17 protein-coding genes are annotated in these 18,366 nt (G+C 70.7%); 6 read left to right on the top strand and 11 right to left on the bottom strand.

All coding sequences use genetic code 11. The annotated features are described in order from the left end of the window. Nucleotides 1-34: 34 nt before the first annotated feature. Both OG734_RS04680 and OG734_RS04685 read left to right on the top strand, forming a co-directional pair. Nucleotides 35-1,252 (top strand): sensor histidine kinase, encoded by a 1,218-nt coding sequence (locus OG734_RS04680; RefSeq protein ID WP_330286182.1) that lies wholly within the window; start codon nucleotides 35-37, stop codon nucleotides 1,250-1,252. After that, nucleotides 1,249-1,932: a response regulator transcription factor gene (locus tag OG734_RS04685; RefSeq protein ID WP_330286183.1), complete on the top strand. Its 684-nt coding sequence runs from the start codon at nucleotides 1,249-1,251 to the stop codon at nucleotides 1,930-1,932. Before OG734_RS04680 ends, OG734_RS04685 begins: the two co-directional genes overlap by 4 nt. A gap of 402 nt (nucleotides 1,933-2,334) precedes the next feature. Here OG734_RS04685 and OG734_RS04690 read toward each other — a convergent pair whose 3' ends face one another. The 3 genes from OG734_RS04690 to OG734_RS04700 are packed head-to-tail and all read right to left on the bottom strand — an operon-like array spanning nucleotide 2,335 to nucleotide 4,636. Continuing rightward, nucleotides 2,335-3,567 (bottom strand): cation:proton antiporter, encoded by a 1,233-nt coding sequence (locus tag OG734_RS04690; RefSeq protein ID WP_330286184.1) that lies wholly within the window; start codon nucleotides 3,565-3,567, stop codon nucleotides 2,335-2,337. A gap of 7 nt (nucleotides 3,568-3,574) precedes the next feature. Continuing rightward, complete coding sequence (locus OG734_RS04695; RefSeq protein WP_330286185.1) at nucleotides 3,575-4,060, bottom strand: cation:proton antiporter regulatory subunit; 486 nt, start codon at nucleotides 4,058-4,060, stop codon at nucleotides 3,575-3,577. A 45-nt stretch (nucleotides 4,061-4,105) separates the two neighbouring features. Further along, a complete protein-coding gene (locus OG734_RS04700; RefSeq protein ID WP_330286186.1) occupies nucleotides 4,106-4,636 on the bottom strand; it encodes a DinB family protein in 531 nt (176 codons plus the stop codon). A 97-nt stretch (nucleotides 4,637-4,733) separates the two neighbouring features. On the opposite strand from OG734_RS04700, the gene OG734_RS04705 reads away from it, so the two are divergent. Then, entirely contained in the window at nucleotides 4,734-5,777 is a 1,044-nt protein-coding gene (locus tag OG734_RS04705) for an LLM class flavin-dependent oxidoreductase (protein ID WP_330286187.1), read from the top strand. An 80-nt stretch (nucleotides 5,778-5,857) separates the two neighbouring features. Here the strand turns inward: OG734_RS04705 and OG734_RS04710 are convergent, their stop codons facing one another. The 5 genes from OG734_RS04710 to OG734_RS04730 form a co-directional block, all read right to left on the bottom strand. Next, on the bottom strand, nucleotides 5,858-6,646 hold the full coding sequence (locus OG734_RS04710; RefSeq protein ID WP_330286188.1) for a lysophospholipid acyltransferase family protein: 789 nt from the start codon (nucleotides 6,644-6,646) through the stop codon (nucleotides 5,858-5,860). Further along, nucleotides 6,646-7,419 carry a GNAT family N-acetyltransferase gene (locus OG734_RS04715; protein ID WP_330286189.1) on the bottom strand — a complete coding sequence of 258 codons (774 nt, stop codon included), beginning with the start codon at nucleotides 7,417-7,419 and terminating at the stop codon, nucleotides 6,646-6,648. Before OG734_RS04715 ends, OG734_RS04710 begins: the two co-directional genes overlap by 1 nt. 219 nt (nucleotides 7,420-7,638) lie before the next feature. Next, complete coding sequence (locus OG734_RS04720) at nucleotides 7,639-8,388, bottom strand: succinate dehydrogenase/fumarate reductase iron-sulfur subunit (protein ID WP_330286190.1); 750 nt, start codon at nucleotides 8,386-8,388, stop codon at nucleotides 7,639-7,641. Beyond that, nucleotides 8,385-10,337 (bottom strand): fumarate reductase/succinate dehydrogenase flavoprotein subunit, encoded by a 1,953-nt coding sequence (locus OG734_RS04725; protein ID WP_330286191.1) that lies wholly within the window; start codon nucleotides 10,335-10,337, stop codon nucleotides 8,385-8,387. The genes OG734_RS04720 and OG734_RS04725 overlap by 4 nt, the downstream gene beginning before the upstream one ends. Nucleotide 10,338: 1 nt before the next feature. After that, entirely contained in the window at nucleotides 10,339-11,010 is a 672-nt protein-coding gene (locus OG734_RS04730; protein WP_330293563.1) for a succinate dehydrogenase, read from the bottom strand. A 129-nt stretch (nucleotides 11,011-11,139) separates the two neighbouring features. Here OG734_RS04730 and OG734_RS04735 point away from each other — a divergent pair, with 129 nt between their 5' ends. Then, a complete protein-coding gene (locus OG734_RS04735) occupies nucleotides 11,140-12,024 on the top strand; it encodes a LysR family transcriptional regulator (protein WP_330286192.1) in 885 nt (294 codons plus the stop codon). A gap of 157 nt (nucleotides 12,025-12,181) precedes the next feature. Here the strand turns inward: OG734_RS04735 and OG734_RS04740 are convergent, their stop codons facing one another. The 3 genes from OG734_RS04740 to OG734_RS04750 form a co-directional block, all read right to left on the bottom strand. After that, nucleotides 12,182-14,326: a putative bifunctional diguanylate cyclase/phosphodiesterase gene (locus OG734_RS04740; protein WP_330286193.1), complete on the bottom strand. Its 2,145-nt coding sequence runs from the start codon at nucleotides 14,324-14,326 to the stop codon at nucleotides 12,182-12,184. After that, entirely contained in the window at nucleotides 14,323-15,135 is an 813-nt protein-coding gene (locus OG734_RS04745; protein ID WP_330286194.1) for an SAM-dependent methyltransferase, read from the bottom strand. The genes OG734_RS04740 and OG734_RS04745 overlap by 4 nt, the downstream gene beginning before the upstream one ends. A gap of 382 nt (nucleotides 15,136-15,517) precedes the next feature. Continuing rightward, the gene (locus OG734_RS04750; RefSeq protein WP_330286195.1) at nucleotides 15,518-16,516 is read right to left on the bottom strand and encodes an SCO0930 family lipoprotein; all 999 of its coding nucleotides are present in this window, start codon (nucleotides 16,514-16,516) and stop codon (nucleotides 15,518-15,520) included. 274 nt (nucleotides 16,517-16,790) lie between these two features. Here OG734_RS04750 and OG734_RS04755 point away from each other — a divergent pair, with 274 nt between their 5' ends. Further along, nucleotides 16,791-17,540, top strand: coding sequence for a hypothetical protein (locus OG734_RS04755; RefSeq protein WP_330286196.1), 750 nt, complete (start codon nucleotides 16,791-16,793; stop codon nucleotides 17,538-17,540). Nucleotides 17,541-17,558: 18 nt separating this feature from the next. Beyond that, nucleotides 17,559-18,323 carry a bestrophin-like domain gene (locus OG734_RS04760; protein WP_330286197.1) on the top strand — a complete coding sequence of 255 codons (765 nt, stop codon included), beginning with the start codon at nucleotides 17,559-17,561 and terminating at the stop codon, nucleotides 18,321-18,323. Nucleotides 18,324-18,366: the final 43 nt, after the last annotated feature.

The following is an 18,366-nucleotide window of genomic DNA, read 5'->3' on the forward strand; positions in this document are numbered from 1 at the left end:
CCATGGGTCCACGCCCTTCGACCGGAGAGAGCCGATGAGCATCAGCATCGAGCGTTACATCGCGGGCCATCCCCGTCTCGTGGACACGGTGACCGTCGCGACGCTGTTCGTCCTCTTCCTGGTCGGCGCCCGGATCAGCCTGCCCGGCGCAACCCAGCGAGAGGCGCTGTGGCCCGCCGTGCTCCTCGCCGTCAACGCGTGCGCGGGCGTGCTGCTGAGCCGCAGCCATCCACGGACGGCCGTCGTCGTGACCACGGTCTGTGCGATGACGGCGAGTGCGCTGGGTTATCTGCTCACCGTGCTGATGCTGGCCCCCGCCATGGTGGCGATCTACTGGCTGGCGGTCCTCACCGACCGCAGGACGACCCGCTTCTACTGCATCGGCGTGATCGTCATGCTGGTGGCGACGGCCACGATCCTCGACCCTGTCGACCACCCGCTCGTCCTCAAGACGATCGCCCCCATCGCCTATGTTCTGCTCCCGGTCGCCACCGGCAGCGCACGACGTATGCGTCACGCCTACCTGGACGCCGTGCACGCCCGCGCCGACCACGCCGAGCGGACCCGCGAGGAGGAGGCCCGCCACCGGGTGACCGAGGAGCGGATGCGTATCGCCCGGGAGCTGCACGACGTCGTCGCCCACCATCTGGCCCTGGCCAACGCCCAGGCGACCACCGCCGCGCATCTCGCGCACAGCAACCCCGAGCAGACCCGCAGGATGCTCAACGATCTCACCGGCACCACCTCCTCTGCGCTGCGCGAGCTCAAGGCGACCGTCGGTCTGCTGCGCCACACCGACGACATCGACGCCCCCCTGGAACCGGCCCCCGGGCTCTCCCGGCTCCCCGAGCTGATCGACACGGTCCGGTCCGCCGGGCTCAGGGTCACGCTCACGACCGCGGGCAAGGAACGCCCGCTGTCCCCAGGGGTGGACCTGACGGCGTACCGGATCGTGCAGGAGGCGCTCACCAACATCACGAAGCATGCCGTCGGAGCGACGGCGTGGGTGCGGCTTGCGTACTCGACGGACCGGCTGACCATCACGGTCACCGACAACGGCGCCGTCACGGTCCCTGCCGGTCCCCCCGTGCCCGCACCGGCGCGTGGTTTCGGTCTCATCGGGATGCGGGAGCGCGCCCAGTCCGTCGGCGGCAACCTGGAGGCAGGTCACCGCCCGGAGGGCGGTTTCGAGGTCTCCACGGCGCTGCCCCTCTATCCCCAGCCCTCGGAAGAAGAAGAGCGCACCCCATGACCATTCGCGTCCTGCTCGCCGACGACCAGGCCCTGCTCCGGGCGACTTTCCGGATCCTGATCGACTCCGAGGCCGACATGACGGTGATCGGCGAGGCCACCGACGGCCGGGAGGCGGTCGAACTGACCCGCACCCACCTCCCCGACGTGGTCCTCATGGACATCCGGATGCCCGGCACCGACGGCCTGGCAGCCACCGCAGCGGTCTGCGCCGACCCGGAGCTGTCCGCGACGCGGGTGCTGATCCTGACGACGTTCGAGACGGACGAGTACGTGGCCCAGGCGCTGCGGGCCGGCGCCAGCGGTTTCCTCGGCAAGGACGTCACCGCCGAGGCACTGCTCGCCGGCATCCGCACGGTGGCCTCCGGCGAGTCCCTTCTCTCCCCCAACGCCACCCGCACCCTCATCACCCGCTTCCTCAACTCCCCTGCGCCGGGCACCCAGTTGGCGACCCCGGAGGCACTCGCGACGCTCACCACCCGGGAACGGGAGGTGATGTGCCTGGCGGCCGAGGGCGGGTCGAACGACGAGATCGCGGAGAAGCTGTACGTCAGCCCGCTCACCGTCCGCACCCATGTACACCGCGCGATGACGAAGCTGGGGGCCCGCGACCGGGCCCAACTGGTCGTCGTCGCCTACCAGTCGGGGCTGGTACGGGCCCTACCGCCGCAGGCGCCCTGAGGCACGGGACGACAGGGTCCACGTTCCGGTTCACTCTGTCCCGCCGCGGCGGCGTCCACCGGTTGCTTTCCCCTGGCCACGGCGGGAGGCGAGCCGGCCAGTCGCGGTGAGCGCCGGCCGGCGGGCTGCCGATGGAGGCGAGGCCGCCATCGGTACCGCCGGCCGTCCCGGCGCCACCGCCTGTGTCTCCACCGGCGGACCCGCCCAAGTCGCCTCCGGCGCCGCAGTCCGGACGCCGATGGAGGCGAGCCTGCCAACCTGTCCTGATGCCCCGATCGTTATCGCCGGCTCGTCCCGGCGTCGCCGCATGTGTCTACGCCGGTGGACGCACCCGAGTCGTCTTCGATGTCCTGCCGGCGAAGTCACCCACCACCGGGGTGGGCGGCTTCGCGGGAAGGCTCGTCAGTCGCCGACTGTCGTGGGCTGCACCGTCTCGTCCGTCGGTGCCATGGCCGGGGTCCTGGGGCGGGCGCGCCGGGCTCGCCACGCGCCGGTGCGGGCGGCCAGGGGCTCGGTCCAGCGGGCGGTGAGCGGGCCGGCGACGACCAGGATCAGGACGTACGCCGTGGCCAGCGGGCCCAGGTCGGACTCGATGCCGGCGGTGACCGCGAGGCCCGCGATGACGATGGAGAACTCGCCGCGGGCGACCAGCGCTCCGCCCGCGCGCCAGCGGCCCTTGACCGAGATTCCGGCGCGGCGGGCCGCCCAGTAGCCGGTGGCGATCTTCGTGCCGGCCGTGACGACGGCGAGGGCGAGGGCCGGCAGCAGCACGGGCGGGATACTGGCCGGGTCGGTGTGCAGCCCGAAGAAGACGAAGAAGATGGCCGCGAACAGGTCCCTGAGCGGGCTGAGCAGGGTATGCGCGCCCTCCGCGACCTCCCCCGACAGAGCGATTCCGACGAGGAACGCCCCTACGGCGGCGGAGACCTGGAGCTCCTGGGCGATGCCCGCGACGAGGATGGTCAGGCCGAGGACGACCAGCAGCAGCTTCTCGGGGTCGTCGCTGGAGACGAAGCGGGAGATGACCCGGCCGAAGCGGACTGCTACGAACAGCACCAGTCCGGCCGCTCCGAGCGCGATCGCCAGCGTCACGCTGCCGGCGGCGAGCGAGACGCCGGCCACGAGTGCGGTGACGATGGGCAGGTAGACGGCCATCGCCAGGTCCTCCAGGACCAGGATGCTGAGGATGACCGGGGTTTCGCGGTTGCCGACCCGGCCCAGGTCGCCCAGGACCTTCGCGATGACACCGGAGGACGAGATCCAGGTGACCCCGGCGAGCACGACGGCGGCGACCGGGCCCCAGCCGAGCAGCAGCGCGGCGGCGGCGCCGGGCAGCGCGTTCAGGGTGAAGTCCACCAGGCCGGACGGATAGTGGGACTTGAGGTTGGAGACGAGATCGCTGGCCGTGTACTCGAGGCCGAGCATCAGCAGCAGCAGGATGACGCCGATCTCGGCCCCGGTGGCGATGAACTCCTCGCTCGCGCCGAGCGGAAGCAGCCCGCCTTCGCCGAAGGCGAGACCGGCGAGCAGATAGAGGGGGATCGGGGAGAAGCTGAGCCGGGCGGCCATCCGGCCGAGCAGCCCGAGCGCGAGGATGATGGAGCCGAACTCGATCAGCAGAACCTGGGAGTGCATGGCGCTGTCACTCCCGTCCGAGTATCGCCGCGGCGGCGTCGACGCCCTCGCGGGTACCGATCACGATGATGACGTCCCCGCCGGCCAGCCGGAAGTCAGGCGTCGGAGAGGGGATCGCCTCGGCCCGCCGCAGCACGGCGACCACGGACGCGCCGGTCTCCGTCCGCATCCGTGTCTCCCCGAGCACCCGTCCGTTCCAGCGCGAGCCGGCGGCCACCTCCACCCGCTCCGCCACCAGCCCCAGTGGCGTGGTGGACAGCAGACTGGAGCTGTGGTGCGAGGGACTCAGCGCATCGATCAGGGAGGCGGCCTCGGGCGCGGTCAGCCGCAGCGAATGGGCGCACGAGTCCGGATCGTCGTCCCGGTACAGGTTCACGGTACGGCCGCCGTCGCGGTGGGCCACGACCGACAGATGCCGTTGCTCACGCGTGACGAGGTCGTACTGAACCCCTATACCCGGCAGCGGAGTCGCCCGCAGGCGTGGCGCAGACACGTTGAATCCCCTTACTGATCGGCTGTGTTGGACCTTTGTCGGGTTTCAGGCTCCCGTGGCCCCGTCGACGAGTTCACGCAGGAGGTCGGCGTGGCCGTTGTGGCGGGCGTACTCCTCGATCATGTGCACCATGATCCAGCGCAGCGAGAGTCCCTGGGTGCCGGCCAGGGCCGCCTCCGCCTCCGACAGGCGTCCGGACTCCTCCAGTGAGCCGGCGGCGGCGACCAGTTCCCGGCTCCGCGCGACCTCCGCCCGCCAGACGGCCAGTGCCACGTCGAGGCCGCGCTCGGGGACGAGGGTGAAACCGTCGCCCTTGCCCTCCGGGTGGACGACGGGCACGTCGAGGCCCGCGAACACCCGCTGGAACCAGTTCCGTTCGACCTCGGCCAGATGCTGGACGAGCCCGAGCAGGGTCATCTCCGAGGGTGCCGCCGACGCGCGGCGTAACTGGTGGTCGTCGAGGCCCTGGCACTTGAGGGCGAGTGTGGCGCGGTGAAAGTCGAGCCAGGCACTCAGCATGGCACGTTCGTCGGCATGCGCGGGGGGTATGGGGCGGCCGTCCGGTGTAGTCGACATGTACTGCACCCTTGCACAGGTGCCCGGTGAGCCGCGAGGAATACGGGCGGCGGGGAGATCGCTGAGACGGACACAGCCGAGGACGTCCGGAGCCGCCATGCCGAACCCAGCAGATCAACCGGAGCAATCCCAGCGACCGGGGCCGGGGTCGGTGCTGTCCGCGACCCGGTTCTCCGTGCTCGACCGGTCCCGGACCCGGGAAGGGCGCCCGGATGCCGAGGCCCTGCGGGACACGGTCGCGTTGGCCCGGGAGGCGGAACGGCTCGGCTTCCACCGGTTCTGGGTGTCCGAGCACCACGGTGTGCCCGGGGTCGCCGGTTCCGCGCCCACCGTGCTGGCCGCCGCCGTGGCAGCCGCGACCCGTACGATCCGGGTCGGCACGGGCGGTGTGATGCTGCCGAATCACCAACCGCTGGTGGTGGCCGAGCAGTTCGGTGTCCTGGAGGCCCTGTTCCCGGGCCGGATCGACATGGGGCTCGGCCGCTCGGTCGGCTTCACGGACGGGGTACGCCGGGCGCTGGGCCGCGACAAGGACGTGGCCGACGACTTCTCGGCCCAGCTCGACGAACTGCTCGGCTGGTTCGACGGCACCTCCCCGACCGGGGTGCACGCCCGCCCCGCCGAGGGGATCGCCGTACCGCCCTTCGTGCTCGCCATGGGTGAGGGCGCCGCGATCGCCGCCCGGGCGGGCCTGCCGATGGTGATCGGCGACCTGCGCGGCCGTGAGCGGATGTTGCGCGGCATCGACACCTACCGTGCCGGTTTCCGGCCCTCGGCCTGGGCGAGCGAACCGTATGTCGTCATCTCGGGGACGGTCGCGGTGGCCGCCACCCCGGAGGAGGCCCGGCGGCTCCTCGTCCCCGAGGCCTGGTCGATGGCGTACTCGCGCACGCACGGCACCTTCCCGCCGCTGCCGCCCGCCGAACGGGTCGAGTCCCGCACGATGACCGCCAAGGAGCGCGGTTTCTACGAGTCGGGGCTCGTGGGCCAGCTCGCCGGTACGGCGGACGAGGTGGCCCACGGGCTGGAGACGGTCGTGAAGGAGACGGGCGCTCAGGAGGTCCTGGTGACGACCAGCACGTACGACCGGGATGCCCTGCTGGACTCGTACCGACGGCTGGCCGGCCTGCTGCGCCCCTGAAAGAAGAGGCGGCGCAGCCGCCCTTCTTTCAGGGGCGCGGGGAACTGCGCGACCAGCCACAACGGACCCGCACGTGCCCACTACGGCTGATGCGCCCCCCGCAGGGGCGGCTGGGCCGCCCGTGCCAGGGCCCGCCGGTCCGGGTGGCTGCCCGGTGCTATCGCGTCCCGTACCTTGACCTCCGCCACCAGCCCGCGGGCCGACACCACCCGCCACACCGACGTGAGCAGGGAGTCCTCGCCGACGAAGGCGGGCGCCGTGCTGGCCGCTCCCCCGGTGAGCCGGTAGTGCAGGTGCACCGGCTGGACGGGGACCCCGGCGTCCAGCGCGGCCTGGAACACCGCCCGGCGGAAGTGGCCCTGGGCCTTGCCGCACCACGTGCTGCCCTCGGGGAAGGCGACGACCGCCGTGCCCTCGCGCAGTGCGCCGGCGATCTTCGCGACCGTCTGCGGCAGCGCCCGCAGCCGGTCGCGCTCGATGAACAGCGCGCCGCTGCTCGCGGTCAGCGCGCCGGCCACCGGCCACTTCCGGATCTCGGCCTTGGCGAGCATCCTGGCCGGTCGTACGGCGGCCAGCAGCGGGATGTCCAGCCACGAGATGTGGTTGGCGACCAGCAGCAGGCCCCCGGTGGGCGCGGTGGGGCCGGTCACCCGGAGCCGGACTCCCGCGGCTCGCACGATGATGCGGGCCCAGCACCGCACCCACCCGGCGGGGACCCTCCTGCCGAGCGGGCACAGCGTGATCCCCGCGAGGAGGACGACCAGCACGGTCACCAGGCGCAGCACGGCCAGGGGCAGGGCCGTCGTGGAACCCGTCGTCTCCACGCACGCCCTCGGGGTGCAGGGCGCGCTGGGCAGCCAGACGCTCATCAGGCCGGGACGAGGGAGAGGAAGTGCCGCAGATAGCGCTGGTTGATCCGGCGCATCGACAGCAGTACGTACAGGTCGGCGACCCCGAAGTCCGGGTCGTGGGCGGGCTCCCCGCAGACCCAGGCGCCGAGGCGGACGTAGCCGCGCAGGAGCGGGGGCAGCTCGGTGCGGTCGGCGGGCCGGGCCACTCCCTCGGCGGACCAGGGCAGCAGCGGACGCACCCGGAACTCCTCCGGGGCCAGGTGCTTCGTCCGGACGCGGTCCCAGGTACCGGCGGCGAGTGTGCCGCCGTCGGAGAGCGGGATGGAGCAGCAGCCGGCCAGCCAGTCGTGGCCCCGGTCGACCATGTAGCGGGCGATCCCGGCCCAGATGAGGCTGATGACCGCGCCGTCGCGGTGGTCGGGGTGGACGCAGGAGCGGCCGACCTCGACGAGGCCGGGGCGGATCGCGTCGAGCGGGGAGAGGTCGAACTCGCTCTCGGAGTACAGGCGTCCGGCGATCGCGGCCCGTTCCGGCGGCAGCAGCCGGTAGGTGCCGACGACCTGGCCGGTGAGCGTGTCGCGGACGAGCAGGTGGTCGCAGTACGCGTCGAAGGGGTCGACGTCGAGGCCGGGCTGCGGGGAGGACAGCAGGGCGCCGAGCTCACCGGCGAAGACGTCGTGCCGCAGGCGCTGCGCGGCTCGTACGTCGTCCTCGTCACGGGCGAGGGTGACGGTGTAGCGGGTGGGTGTGGCGGGGAGCGGGGGACGTTCGATGGTGGAAACGCCGGTCATGGCTCTCTCCTGGTCGCGGGCCGGGGACGGCGAGGCGGCGGGCTGGCCGGTCCCGTTACGTCCGGCCGCATCAGTTCTTCCGACTGCGGCTGTCCGGCGCGTGACTGACGCGGAGAGAGCGGGTGTGAGCTTGTTGAATGCCAGGGGTGCCTGGCGGGACCGGGGTCGAGCACCACTCCGGTCCCGCCCGTCCGCACCTTGTCGGCGAACGTTCTGGGGTCAGCGTCCGGACACTTTGCGCGTCGCCCGCAGCCACTCCTTGTTCATCCCGGTGATGGAGACGAGTGGGATCCCCTTCGGGCAGGCGGTGGCGCACTCCCCGGCGAGGGTGCAGCCGCCGAAGCCCTCCTCGTCCATCTGGGCGACCATGTCGAGCACCCGTGTCTCCCGCTCGGGCGCCCCCTGCGGCAGCACGTTCAGATGGTTGACCTTGGCGGAGGTGAAGAGCATCGCCGCGCCGTTCGGGCAGGCGGCCACACAGGCGCCGCAGCCGATGCACTCGGCGTGCTCGAAGGCGAAGTCGGCGTCCGGTTTCGGTACGGGGGTGGCGTGGGCCTCGGGGGCGGCGCCGGTCGGGGCGGTGACATAGCCGCCGGCCTGGATGATCCGGTCGAAGGCGGACCGGTCCACGACCAGGTCCTTCACCACCGGGAAGGCGGCGGCGCGCCACGGTTCGACGTCGATGGTGTCGCCGTCCGTGAAGGACCGCATGTGGAGCTGGCAGGTGGTGGTGCGTTCGGGTCCGTGCGCGTCGCCGTTGATGACGAGCGAGCAGGCACCGCAGATGCCCTCTCGGCAGTCGTGGTCGAAGGCGACCGGGTCGTCGCCCTTGAGGATGAGTTCCTCGTTGAGGGTGTCGAGCATCTCCAGGAAGGACATGTCGGCCGAGATGCCGTCCACCTCGTACGTGGACATGGCGCCGTCGGCGTCGGCGTCGCGCTGCCGCCAGACGCGCAGGGTGAGCTTCATGCGTAGCTCCGCTGGGTGGGGTGGACGTACTCGAAGACGAGGTCTTCCTTGTGGAGGACGGGGGCTGAGCCCGCACTTGTGAACTCCCAGGCGGCGGCGTACGAGAACTCCTCGTCCCTGCGCTCCGCCTCGCCGTCGGGGGTCTGGGACTCCTCGCGGAAGTGGCCGCCGCAGGACTCGGCGCGGTGCAGGGCGTCGAGGCACATCAGCTCGGCGAGTTCCAGGTAGTCGACGATCCGGTTGGCCTTCTCCAGCGACTGGTTGAACTCCTCGCCGGTGCCGGGGACCTTGATCCGCCGCCAGAACTCCTCGCGGATCTGCGGGATGCGTTCGAGAGCCTTGCGCAGCCCGCTGTCGCTGCGGGCCATTCCGCAGAACTCCCACATCAGTTCGCCGAGTTCACGGTGGAAGGAGTCGGGGGTGCGGTCGCCGTCGACGGACAGCAGCAGGTTCAGCCGGTCCTCGGTCTCCGCCAGCACCTCCTGTACGGCGGGGTGTCGGTCGTCGACGGGGTGCTGGGCGGGGTTGCGGGCCAGGTAGTCGTTGATGGTGGCCGGGAGGACGAAGTAGCCGTCGGCGAGGCCCTGCATCAGTGCGGAGGCGCCGAGCCGGTTCGCGCCGTGGTCGGAGAAGTTGGCCTCGCCGATCGCGAACAGGCCGGGGACGGTGGTCTGCAGGTCGTAGTCGACCCAGAGTCCGCCCATCGTGTAGTGCACGGCGGGATAGATCCGCATGGGGACGGTGTACGGGTCCTCGGCGGTGATCCGCGCGTACATGTCGAAGAGGTTGCCGTACTTCTCCTCGACCGCCTTCCGCCCCATCCGCCGGACCGCGTCGGCGAAGTCGAGGTAGACGCCCTGTCCGCCGGGTCCGACGCCCCGCCCCTCGTCGCAGACGTTCTTGGCGGCGCGGGAGGCGATGTCACGCGGTACCAGATTGCCGAAGGAGGGGTAGATGCGCTCCAGGTAGTAGTCGCGCTCGTCCTCGGGGATCTCGTTCGCGGGGCGGCGGTCGCCCTTGGCCTTCGGCACCCAGATCCGGCCGTCGTTGCGCAGCGACTCGCTCATCAGGGTGAGCTTGGACTGGTGTTCGCCGGTGCGTGGGATACAGGTCGGATGGATCTGTGTGAAGCAGGGGTTGGCGAAGTGGGCGCCACGCCGGTGCGCCCGCCAGACGGCGGTGGCGTTGGAGTTCATGGCGTTCGTCGAGAGGTAGAAGACGTTGCCGTAGCCGCCGGAGGCGAGGACGACGGCGTCCGCGAAGTGGCTGGAGATCCTCCCGGTGATCAGGTCCCGGGCGACGATCCCCCGGGCTCGTCCGTCGACGACGATCAGATCGAGCATCTCGGTGCGCGCGTGCATCTCGATGTTCCCGGCGGCGATCTGCCGGCTCAGGGCCTGGTAGGCGCCGAGCAGCAGTTGCTGTCCGGTCTGTCCGCGGGCGTAGAAGGTCCGCGAGACCTGGACGCCGCCGAAGGAGCGGGTGTCGAGCAGTCCGCCGTACTCGCGCGCGAAGGGCACCCCTTGCGCAACACACTGGTCGATGATCTCGACGGAGATCTGGGCCAGCCGGTGGACGTTCGACTCACGGGCGCGGAAGTCGCCGCCCTTGACGGTGTCGTAGAACAGGCGGTGGACGGAGTCGCCGTCGTTGCGGTAGTTCTTCGCCGCGTTGATTCCGCCCTGGGCGGCGATCGAGTGGGCGCGGCGCGGGGAGTCCTGGTAGCAGAACTGGACGACGTGGTAGCCCTGTTCGGCGAGCGTGGCACCCGCGGAACCCCCCGCGAGCCCGGTGCCGACGACGATGACGGTGTGCTTGCGGCGGTTGGCGGGGTTGACCAGCTTGGCCTCGAAACGGCGCGTGTCCCAGCGCTCGTTGACGGGGCCGACGGGCGCCTTGTGGTCGACGAGGGGCCCACCGGTCGTGAACTCGGTGTACTCAGCGGTCATTTCAGTTCACCACTCCGGTCATGACGCCCACGGGGACGGCGAGGAAACCGGCCGTGAGCAGCAGTGCGAGGACGTCGGCGACGGTCTTGAGGGCGCGGTCGCGGGTGCGGCTGCCGACGCCGAGGGTCTGGGCGGCGCTCCAGAATCCGTGCCGGATGTGCAGGCCGAGGGCGAGCATCGCGACGATGTAGATGACGTTGCCGTACCAGGTGGAGAAGGTGTCGACGACGTTCTGGTAGGGATGGCCCGGCTGGAAGCCGCCCGAGTGGACGGTGCCGGTGGTCAGGTCGAGGACGTGCCAGACGATGAAGAGGCCGAGAATGGTCCCGCCCCAGCGCATGGTGCGCGTCGCGTAGCTCGTCCGCGCCTTCCTGTGGACGTACTTGCTCGGCCGGGCCCGGAGGTCGCGGCGGCTGAGCTGGTAGGCGGAGGTGGCGTGGGCGACGACGGCGGCCACGAGCACGACGCGGATGAGCCAGAGCGTCCACTCGTAGTGCATGAAGGGCTCGCCGACCGTGCGCAGCCAGTGGGCGTAGTGGTTGAACTCGCCGGGACCGAAGAAGATCTTCAGGTTGCCGATCATGTGGACGACGAGATACAGCAGCATGATCAGACCGCTCACGGCCATCACGGTCTTCTTGCCGACGGAGCTGTCCCACACCGTGCGTGCCATGGACGACCGTCGGTCCGTCCGCGTTGCCAGAGCCATGAATCAGACGCTAGAGCGGGCAACCCCGATCGGTCCAAGACATGGTCCGGCTCGTTTCCATAGTCAGAGCCTATGCAGGCCTATCCTGGACACATGCAGTTCCAGCAGCTCCAGTACTTCGTGGCGGTCGCCGAGACCCGGCACTTCACCCGCGCCGCGGATCTCGTCCATGTCGCGCAGCCGTCGCTCTCCCAGCAGATCAAGTCGCTGGAACGGGAGTTGGGGGCCGAACTGTTCCTGCGGGCGCGCGGCAACATCACGCTCACGGACGCCGGCGAGGCACTCCTCCCGCTGGCCCGGCGCATTCTGGCCGACGCGGACACGGCCCGGCACGAGGTGCAGGAGCTGGTGCAGCTCCGGGCCGGCCGGATCCGGCTGGGCGCGACCCCGAGCCTTTGCACGGGTCTGCTGCCGGACGTGCTGCGCGCCTTCCACGACCGCTATCCCGGTATCCGGCTGCTGATCGAGGAGGGCGGCTCGCACGACCTCGTACGGGAGCTGGCGCGCGGCGCCCTGGACCTGGCCCTGGTCGTCCTCCCGCTGCCGACACCGTCCCCGGCGCTGACCACGCTGGAGGTCCTGCGCGAGGACCTGGTGGTGGTGTCGTCCCCGGATGCGCCCGCCCCCGGCCGGGGCCGGCGGACCGTCCGCGTCGCCGACCTGGCGGGCGAACGCCTGGTGATGTTCCGGCACGGCTACGACCTGCGCGAACTGACCGTGGCCGCGTGCCGCGCCGAGGGCTTCGAACCGGACTTCGCGGTGGAGGGCGGTGAGATGGACGCGGTGCTGGGGTTTGTGCGGGCGGGGTTGGGCGTGGCCGTCGTGCCGCGCATGGTGGCGAGCCGGTCGGGGCGCGGGCTACGGGTGACTCCGTTGGCTCGGCCGGGGTTGTTCCGGGTGATCGCGCTGGCGCACCGGAGTGATGTGGCTCCGCCTCGGGCGGCTCGGGAGTTTCAGCGGATGTTGCTTGAACGGTGAGGGGCGTTGCACTGTGCTGCCGGGGCGCGGGGGCTGTGGACACAGCTCAGGTGGTGCGTGGCTGGTCGCGCCCGCGGCGGAGCCGCAAATGTCACAGCCCCGCGCCCCTGTCGGGGCGCTCCGGCCCAGGCAGGATCCAACAGCCCCCGTGTCCTCCTCAGCCCGTCGCGTCCGCCAGTGCCAGGTCGTGGAGGCGTTCCGGGGGGCCCGGGCGGGCGTAGTACCAGCCCTGGGCCGTGTCGCAGCCCAGTATGCGGAGTTGCTCTGCCTGGGCGCCCGTTTCCACGCCCTCGACCGTGACCGTGAGGTTCAGGCTGTGGGCGAGGGAGACGATCCCTTCGACGATCTTGAGGTCGACGGGGTCCGCCGGGAACTGCTGCATCCCCTGGGTGAAGGAACGGTCGAGCTTGAGGATGCTCACCGGGAGGCGGCGCAGGTTGGCGAGGTTCGAGTAGCCGGTGCCGAAGTCGTCCAGGGCGATGTCGACGCCCATCTCGGCGAGGCGGCGCAGAGGCTTGAGGAGGTCGTCGTCGGCGCCGATCAGCGCCGACTCCGTCACCTCCAGACACAGCGCCTGGGGCTCCAGGCCCGCGCGTTCCAGGATGTCGACCGTGTCCTGCACCAGGCCGGGGTGGGTGAGCTGGCATGGGGACAGGTTGACGTTGATACGCAGGGGGCCGCCGGCCGGGTGTCCGCCGTACTGTTCCTGCCAGTCACGGGCCTGGCGCACCGACTGTTCCAGGACCCAGCGGCCGAGCGGGACGATCAGGCCGGTGTGTTCGGCGAGCGGGATGAAGCGGTCGGGGCCGAGCACGCCGTGCTGCGGATGCAGCCAGCGCACCAGGGCCTCGGCGCCGCGGACACTGCCGTCGCCGAGGTGGACCAGCGGCTGGTACTCGATGAAGAACTCGCTGCGATCCAGGGCCGCCGGCAGTGCCGTGGTGAGCCCGTGGCGGGTGATCGCCTTCAAGTCGGCCTCGGGGTCGGCCAGTTCGAAGCGGTTGCCGCCCGCCGATTTCGCCCGGTACATGGTGATGTCGGCGCTGCGCAGCACTTCCGCCGGGCCGCGCTCCCCCGCCGGCCCCTCGACGATGCCGATACTGCCGCGCACGGTCAGCTCACGGCCGTCGACGCTGACCGGGGCGATCAGCGCGTGCATGATGCGGGCGGCGAGCTCGTCGACCTCGGCCTCGGTGTCGGGGCCGGTGGTCAGCGCCACGAACTCGTCGCCGCCCAGCCTGGCCACCATCTCGCCCGGCGCGGTCGCACAGGACTGCAGCCGGTCGGCGACCTCGACGAGCAGCCGGTCGCCGGCCGCGTGGCCGAGGCTGTCGTTGATGGTCTTGAAGCCGTCGAGGTCGAGGTAGCACAGGCCGAAGCGCTGGCCGGCGCCCGCCGACACCGCCTTCTCCAGGCGTTCGAAGAACAGCGTGCGGTTGGGCAGCCCGGTGAGCGCGTCGTGCGTGGCCTCGTACCGCAGCCGCAGGTTGAGGAGCCGGCGCTCGGTGGTGTCCTCCATCAGGGCCAGCTGGTACTGCGGGTGGCCGTCGGCGTCCCGGAGCAGGGAGACCGTGAGGTTGGTCCACAGGACCGTCCCGTCGGGGCGGTAGAACGCCTTCTCGACGTGGTAGTGCTCGCGCTCGCCGCGGACGAGTTCCTCGTACAGCTTCCAGACCTGAGGGGCGTCGTCCGGGTGGGTCCAGTCGGTGACCCTGCGGCCTCGTACGGTCTGCTCCGAGCCGCCGAACATGCGTTGCAACGCGCCGTTTATCTGCAGGATGTTCCCGTCGAGGTCGGCGATGCCGATGCCTATGGCCGCGCCCTCGAAGACCGCCCGGAAGCGGGCCTCGCTGTCGTGCAGCGCCTCGGCGACCGCGCTGCGCGCGCTCTGCGCGGCCCATGCGATCGCCTCCTGCTCGGCCAGCGTCCGGTCGCGCAGCGCGCCGGCGTATCCGGCGGCCATGGCGTGCTGGAGCCTCGACGAACGGTTGCGCAGGTCCTCCTGCGGGCCGTCCTCGCCGCAGTACAGCACCAGGTAGGCGTCCACGCAGTCGAGCGAGCGGCTGAGCGCCTCGGGGTCGGTGCAGTGCGCGGAGACCAGCGCGGCGCCGACCGCCCGGCCCTCCTCGGCGTCGAACGTCCTGGCCCGCAGCGCCTCACTCAACCGCCCGGCGAGCGGCAGGAGTTGCTCCTCGAACTCGACCCGGGTGAGCGACGTGGAGGTCACCTGGTAGACCGCCCGGCTCCAGATGGTGACGAACCTGCGCAGTCTGTCCTGGGGGCCGTCCGGCTCGGCGGTCACGCCTTGCGTCCCACGCCGGCGAATCCGGAGAAGGAGTACGCGTCCTCGTCCTCCGGTGCGGTCTCCGGCCGCCAGTGCGGCATCGCCACCAGTCCCGGTTCCACCATGTCGTACCCCTCGAAGAACCGCGCGATCGCATCGCGCGAGCGCATGACCAGCGGGTTGCGAATGTCCTTGTATACGTCGACCGCGCCCCCGGCCCGCTCCGGCGGCAGCGGGATTCCCTCGTACGAGGCATGCGTCAGGACGAGCAGGCTGCCGGGCGCGAGCGCGTCGCGCAGCTCGGCGACCGCCGCGTACGGGTCGTCCATGTCTTCCACGAAGTGCAGTATGGCAACGAGAAGCAGGGCCACTGGCCGGTTCTGGTCGATCAGGCCCTGCACCTGGGGGCTGTCCAGGATCTCCCGGGGCTTGCGCAGATCGGCGGCGAGGACGTCCGCGTGCTCGTTGCCGGCCAGGACCGCCTGGCTGTGTGCGACGGCAACCGGGTCGTGGTCGATGTACATCACCCGCGCCTCGGGGCTGACCGACTGCACCACTTCGTGGACGCTGCCGAAGGTGGGAATACCGGAGCCGATGTCGAGGAACTGGGTGATGCCCTCGGCGGCGGCGAAGCGGACGGCCCGGCGCATGAAAGCGCGGTTCGCCTGCATGATCTTCGGAAGTCCCGGCATGAACTCCATCGCCCTGCGAGCCGCTTGCCGGTCGACCTCGAAGTTGTGCGAACCGCCCAGGTAGAAGTCGTAGATCCGGGAAACGCTCGGCACCGAGATGTCGATGCCCCGGGGGGCCCAGGCGGGACGCTCCATCTATCTCTCTCCCAGGAGTTGGCAGGCGTTGGCGCTCCAGTGTTCGAGCTGAGGTTACTGATCGCCTGCCAAAGGAGCGAGCGGAAACGGAAATTGACCATCCGTTCCCGGTCACTGCCTGCGGCACGTGCCGAATTGACGTACCGCGAACTCTCTACGAAAAGTATCCGGAGCGTTCCAAAGAGTTCTCAAAGTTACGAAGTGTCGTTGCCGACTCCCGGTGAAATACGGCGAGTCGGGGACGATTCACCGGCAAATCGCCCTTCCTTCCGTCGCGTTCCGGACATGCCGAAGCGGCCTGTTCCCTCCGTCCCGCACGGAGCGTGCGGGACGGAGGGAACAGGCCCGGAGAAGTCGGGTTCCCCTGTTACGGGTTCGACTGTTACTGGTTCGGCGCGCCGACCAGCTTGCCGTCGGGTGCCACGGCGTACCAGGTGCCGCCGACGCCCTGGCCGTTGGTGTCACCGGGCTTCTTGTCGTTGATGAAGGTGTAGATGGGCGAGCAGTTGAGCGTCTGCTGCTCGGCACCGTCGGGCCGGGTGAAGTTCATGTAGCCCTTCTCCTTGATGCCCTTGGTCTCCTTGAAGGCGACCGGCTCGACGACCGGCCACTTCTCCAGGCAGGCACCGACACAGGCGGACACCGGCTTCGGCCAGGCCTCGTCCTTCAGGAAGCGGTAGACCGTCATGCCGTTCTTGTCGACGACGATCGTCCCGAGCTTGGGGTCGTTGCGGGTGGACAGGCCGGGCTGCGCGGCGAGCGTCGCCTTCTTGCCGTCGGGCGCGAGGCCGTACCACTTGCCGCCCACACCCTGGCCCTTGATGTCGCCGGGCGCGGTGTCCTTGGCGTAGTAGTAGGCGGCCCAGCCGCCGATGGTGAGCTGCTTGGTGCCGTCGGAACGGGTCACCTCGCCGAGCAGTGCGGCGTCGACACCGGCACCTGCCGAGACATCGTCCGCCGGAACCGGCGGCCAGGCGGTGGCGCAGTCGCCGTCACAGTTGGACTTCGGCGGTTCGGCCGTGTCCTGGTCGAAGCGGTACATCGTGCGGCCGCTGCTGCTGGCCAGCACACTGCCGATCTTCGCGTTGGTGACCACGTTCAACTGGCCCGCCGAGGCCGAGTTGCCCGCGGCGGCCTGCTCTCCATCGGCTTCCGTACCGGTACCGGTGCCGGCACCAGTGTCCGTGCCGGTGCCGGTGCCGGCGCCCGCACCTGCCGTGCTCGTGCCGGCCACGGATCCGTAACCACCGGCGGCCGGGGCCGCCGCGCCGACGTTCTGGCTGCTCGTGTCGGTGGCCTTGTCCTGACCGCACGCCGTCGTCAGCGCCAGCACGGCCGCAGCTGACGCTACGAGTGAGGCGCTCCGCCAGGAGGTCTTCATTGTGAAACTCCCCGTAATCGTTAGGGTGTTGCGACGCCCTGCTGGCCCGCCGCACGGTCCTAGGTACGGGCGGGGGTGGTCACTGTGTTCAACCACCGCGCAAATTTCTTTCCGAACCCTGTGGCCACACCCGTCACACCTCGCACGCGAGGACGATCACGGGCCCCATCTAGAACGCGCGATCCAAACCGCTGCACGACATATGTCACTCGTTCGGGGCAATCTCCTCGCGCTCCCGCGCGCGCGGGAGCGCCCAGCGCACATGATCTTCGTCGTGTATGGACCCACACGGACCCGACTCGCCCTCGCCATACGGGTATTGGCGCTGCTGGCCCTGACCTGGCTGCTCGTCGGCATGCCGGTCGGCACGGCCGACGCGAAGACCTGCGTCTCCGTCTCCACCGGCTCGGGCAGCGACACCTCGGTGACGGTCACCGGGAACGGCGCCACGGTCACGGTCGGCACCGGTGTCCCGGTCGCCACCGGAGACGGCTGGTCGGTCAGCGCGGGCAACGGTGGAGCGGCCGTCACCGGAAACGGTACGGCGGTCGTCACCGGCACCGGCACCTGGTGCCCGAGCCCGACACCGACGCCGCCCTGCCCCACGCCAACGCCCACACCCACACCGACTCCCCCACCGACGCCGACTCCCCCACCGGAACCTCCGCCACCGCCGAAACCGAGGCCCACCCCCACCCCGACCCCGGAGCCCACTCCCCCGCGGAAACCGACGCCGGCACCGGAGCCGAAGCCACCGGCCGCGCCGCCCGCCCCGGCCCCGCGGCCGACCCCGAGTCCACCGCCGCCTCCCGCCCCCGTACCCAGCCCGGCGCACACACCGACGCGCACCGCGAAGCCGGCCCCGAGCCCGACCGCGTCGCCAACTCCGGCTCCGGTGAGTTACCCGCCGTACCACGTGTCCGCCCACAAACGGACCGTCCACAGCGGCCCGTCACTGGTCTCGTTCACCCTGCTCGTCACCCTGCCCGCCGTGATCGCCGTCGCCGCGCTGCGTCCGCGCTGACCCCTTGGAGGCATCCCCTTGTCGGAATGGCTTGTTCTCGCCGTCGCGATCGCGGCCGCGTGCGCGGTCGTCATCCTCATCACCTTCGTACGAGACCGCAGGGCCCCGGAGGACGAGGATCCGTCCGACACCCCGGACGTGATCGAGTACATGACGATGTGGATCGGCGTGGTGTACGCCATCGTGCTGGGTCTGGCCATCGCCGGCGTCTGGGAAGCGCGCGGCGTCGCCCAGGACCATGTCTCGACCGAGGCCCACGCACTGCACGAGATCTCGGAGCGCGTCCGGGTCTACCCGCCCGACGTCCGTGACCGCATTCGGGACGACGTCAACGCCTATGTCGGACACGTCGTCAAAACCGAGTGGCAGGAGATGGCCGACAACGGCCAGGTCACCAAGCGCGGCGACCAGTTGTTGCAGCGCATCCGCGTCGATGTCACCGACTACGAGCCGAAGACGGACTTCCAGGCGCAGGCCTACCAGCCGCTCCTCGACCAGGTGACCACGGCGGACCAGGCCCGCACGGCACGCGCCGACTCGACCGGGCCGACCATGCCCGGCGTCGTGTGGTTCGGCCTGATCGCGGGGGCCATGATCACCGTCGGCATGATCTTCGCTCTCCAGATCCGTCGCACACCCCGCGAACTGATCCTCGCCGGGCTGTTCTCCACCCTGATCGCCTTCCTGCTCTTCCTGATCTGGGACTTCGACGCGCCCTACAGCCGCGGCATCACAGCCACGGCCGATCCGTTCCTGACGCTCTTTCCGTTCGCGGGCCGCTGACCGCCCGCGACCGGGTGGGGGCCGGCTGACGGTTCCTCACCGC

The organism is Streptomyces sp. NBC_00576 (assembly GCF_036345175.1).
In the GTDB taxonomy this organism is placed as follows: domain Bacteria; phylum Actinomycetota; class Actinomycetes; order Streptomycetales; family Streptomycetaceae; genus Streptomyces.